Origin of the sequence: Escherichia sp. MOD1-EC5950, from assembly GCF_002965345.1 — a bacterium.
GTDB lineage: Bacteria > Pseudomonadota > Gammaproteobacteria > Enterobacterales > Enterobacteriaceae > Escherichia > Escherichia marmotae.
On record NZ_PTSR01000067.1, the window covers coordinates 1 to 3,629 of the forward strand.

Genomic DNA, 3,629 nt, shown 5'->3' on the forward strand with positions numbered 1-3,629 from the left:
ACGCTGGCACTGGTGGAGGCTGAACCGGGCAGTATTGCCATGGCCCGTGCCGGGATTGAGCAGGCCATCAGCAGCGGCGAACTGGTGCCACTTGATAAGGAAAAAGGGCTTTTCACCTCCTCCATTCATCTGCTCGATGAGCTGAGTGTGCAGCAGCTGGCGCAGCAGGCGATGCGCGAAAACCGGGTAATGGTGAGCATGCGACCTGAAATGCCCCTGCAGGGCGCGGCTGCGGTTCTGGCTGACACACTGCCTGCGGTGGCCATTATCAGTACCGGGCGGGGAATGGCGACACAGCGGGAGCAGATACAGGCTGTTGTGGCGATGGCAGAAGGTCAGGGACGCCAGGTGCAGGTGATGGCACCGGACAGGAAGATGACCGCTTTTCTGGCAGAGCAGCAGGGGCTGAACGGAAAAGTGAGCGGGAAGGATTTGCTGACCGGGGAGGGGCTGAAGCATGACAGTACGCTGGTGATTGCCGGCGCGGAGAAACTGTCTGTTAAGGAGACAGTCACGCTGCTTGACCAGGCGTTGCGTAACAATGTGCAGGTGCTGCTGATGGATGGCGGGGGTCGTAAGGGCACCGGAAATGCGCTGGCCACACTGGAAGACACCGGCGTGGTGCGGCTTCAGGGGGGAACGGACAGAGGCGTCAGGGTGTCGGTGATAAGTCACGGTGACCGCCGGCAGCGTTATGAACAGCTGGCCATGGATTATGCTGTTCTGCATGCACAGGGCGAGAGCGTGGTGGCGCAGGCCCCTGGTCGTGAGCAGCGGGCGCTGACGGAGGCCATCCGTCAGTCACTGAAAGCGGCCGGAGAGCTGGGCGACAGGGAGGTAACGGTATCCACGCTGACGCCGGTGTTCCTCGACAGTAAAAACCGCAGACTGACGGACAGCTACCGGGAAGGACAGATACTGGAGCGGTATGATGCAGAACGCCGGACGTCTGAGCGTTACACCATTGACCGGGTGACGGCCCGCAGTCGTACACTGACGCTGACGGATGAGAAAGGCAGAAGTCAGCTGATAAAGGTCCGGGACATGGACAGCAGCTGGCGACTGTATCAGCCCGGAACGCTTCCGGTGGCTGAAGGTGAAAAGCTGATGCTGCTCGGCAGTCACGGAAAACTGCGTGCAGGTGACAGTGTCACGGTTGAGCGCATCACGGACCGGACGCTGACGGTCCGGCAGGGGGTGCGCCGGCATCGTCTTCCGGTTGCGGACGGACTGAAAATCAGTCAGGGATACGTGACCACGCCCGGAAAAACGCTGAGTGAACAGGGCGTTGTTCTGGCTGCTGTCTCTGCCCGTGACACGCAGGCGCAGACGCTTAACACACTGGCCACCAGTGGTGACCGGGTGCAGATTTATACGTCACTCTCAGAAGAAGAGGCACATGCGCGTCTTGCCCGTTCTCCACTGTACCGGCAGGCCCGGGAGCAGGTCAGCCCGGAGGGTAAGCCGCTGGATACGGCCATGCAGCAGGCCCGGGACAGTGTGATGCCGGTGACCGAAAAAGCGGTGCGTCAGGCCATAACGCTGGCACAGGGCAGCAGTGTGGTCTTTTCCCGTCAGGATGTGGTACTGGAGGCACTGAAGGCGCATCCGTCAGTGACACCATACGGTATTCACCACACATTTGCAGAACTGGTTCAGCGCGGGGAAATCCTGTTCGTGCCGGGTGACGGAAGTGCCAGCCGTTATGTGCCGGCTGAAACCTGGCTGCAGGAAAAAGCCATTTTGCGCACAATGGCAGAAGGAAAGAACACACAACGCTCGCTGATGGAAACTGTGGACCCGTCTCTCCTGACTGGTCTGACATCAGGCCAGCAGGCAGCCAGCCGGCTGATTCTTGAAAGCACGGACCGTTTTGTGGCCATTCAGGGCTATGCCGGTGTGGGGAAAACCACACAGTTTCGCAGTGTCCTGGCGGCGCTGGACACGTTGCCGGAAGGGCTGCGGCCGGATGTGGTGGGGCTGGCACCCACGCACCGGGCTGTCAGTGAAATGCAGGGTGTGGGAGTGAAAGCACAGACTATCGCCTCTTTTCTGATGGACACGGAGCGACGTCAGCATGGCGGTGAGCAGCTTAACTTCTCAAAAACGCTGTTTCTTATCGATGAAAGTTCTATGGTGGGCAACCGGGATATGGCTGACACGCTGGCCCGCATTGCCGCCGCAGGTGGTCGTGCGGTTCTGTCCGGTGACAGTCTGCAGTTACAGCCGGTGGCCAGTGGTGCGCCCTTTACTCTGATGCAGCAGCGCAGCGCCATTGATGTGGCGGTGATGAAAGACATTGTGCGTCAGTCACCGGAACTGCGACCGGTGGTGTATGCACTGCTGGAAGGACGTACCGGCGAGGCGCTGGACACGATACGCCGCGTTTCACCGGAACAGGTGCCCCGGGATAATGGCGCATATGTGCCGGCATCATCGGTGACTGAAATTCGCCAGACCCGCGAACAGAGAGAAACGCAGGGAGACAGGGTGATATCCGCCATCGTGGATGATTACACCGGACGCACTGCAGAGGCCCGGCGTCAGACGCTGATTGTCACCCAGACAAACGCGGATGCAATGGCCATAAATGCCGGCATTCATGACCGTCTGCATGAGGCCGGAAAGAGCGGAGAGCAGGAACTTCCGGTAACGGTGCTGGTCAGGGAAAAAACACAGACAGAAGCCCTGAAATCCGTTGCAGGACTGGCACAGCATAATGGCGGTGTGGCGCTGATAAATCAGCAGTATTACACCATTCACAGCCCTGATGCAGCAAACGGTGTGGTGATGCTGCGTGATGCAGAGGGCCGGGACCATCTGCTCTCCGCTTTTGAAAGCAGTCTGCGGGATATTGCGGTATTTTCCCGGCGTGAAATCCGGCTGTCGGAAGGTGACCTGGTGCGCTTCACCCGCCAGGACCGGGAACAGGGACGGGATACCCAGACACTGTGGGAGGTTTCCGGGATAGCTGATAACGGTGATATCACGCTGAAGCACGGTGAAAATACCCGGCTGGTTCAGCCGGGGCGTGAGATGTCGGATATGCATCTGGATTACGGCTATGCCGGTACGGCACACCGGGCACAGGGGGCCAGTGAAGCCTTTGTGATAGCCCTGGCCGGGGCAACTGACGCGCGCCAGCGGCTTGCCTCCCTCAGTGATGCGTATGTGGCGCTCTCGAGGATGAAGCAGCATGTGCAGGTGTATACCGATGATACCGGAAAATGGCTGGCATCCGTGGCGGCCAGTGAAAGCCGGAAGACAGCGCATGATGTGCTGGACGTTCAACAGGATGTTCATGCCACAACAGCTCAGAATCTGTGGGACAGTGCCCGGACGCTTAATCAGAATGCGCTGGGGCGGGCGTTACTGCGGGAAACCGGGTTACCGGACCACAGTGAAGCCCGCTTCATCAGTGGCAGCCGCAAATATCCGGCACCGCATGTGGCCTGGCCGGCTTACGACCGGAACGGCAGACAACAGGGTGTCTGGTTGCAGGAAATCCGTATGGATGAAGAGGGGCGAATGCAGGGACTGGATGAGCAGGGCAGATGGCTGGGGCGTGATGATGCCGGCGTTGTGGTTCTGCAGCAGAGCCACAATGGCGTAACGCTGACGGCATCAGA

Annotated in this window: 1 protein-coding gene; it reads left to right on the top strand. The window is 59.6% G+C overall.

Translation table 11 applies throughout. From position 1 onward, the window contains the following. A partial coding sequence (locus tag BEA93_RS23995) for an AAA family ATPase (protein ID WP_105267682.1) occupies positions 1-3,629 on the top strand: 3,629 nt, incomplete at both ends.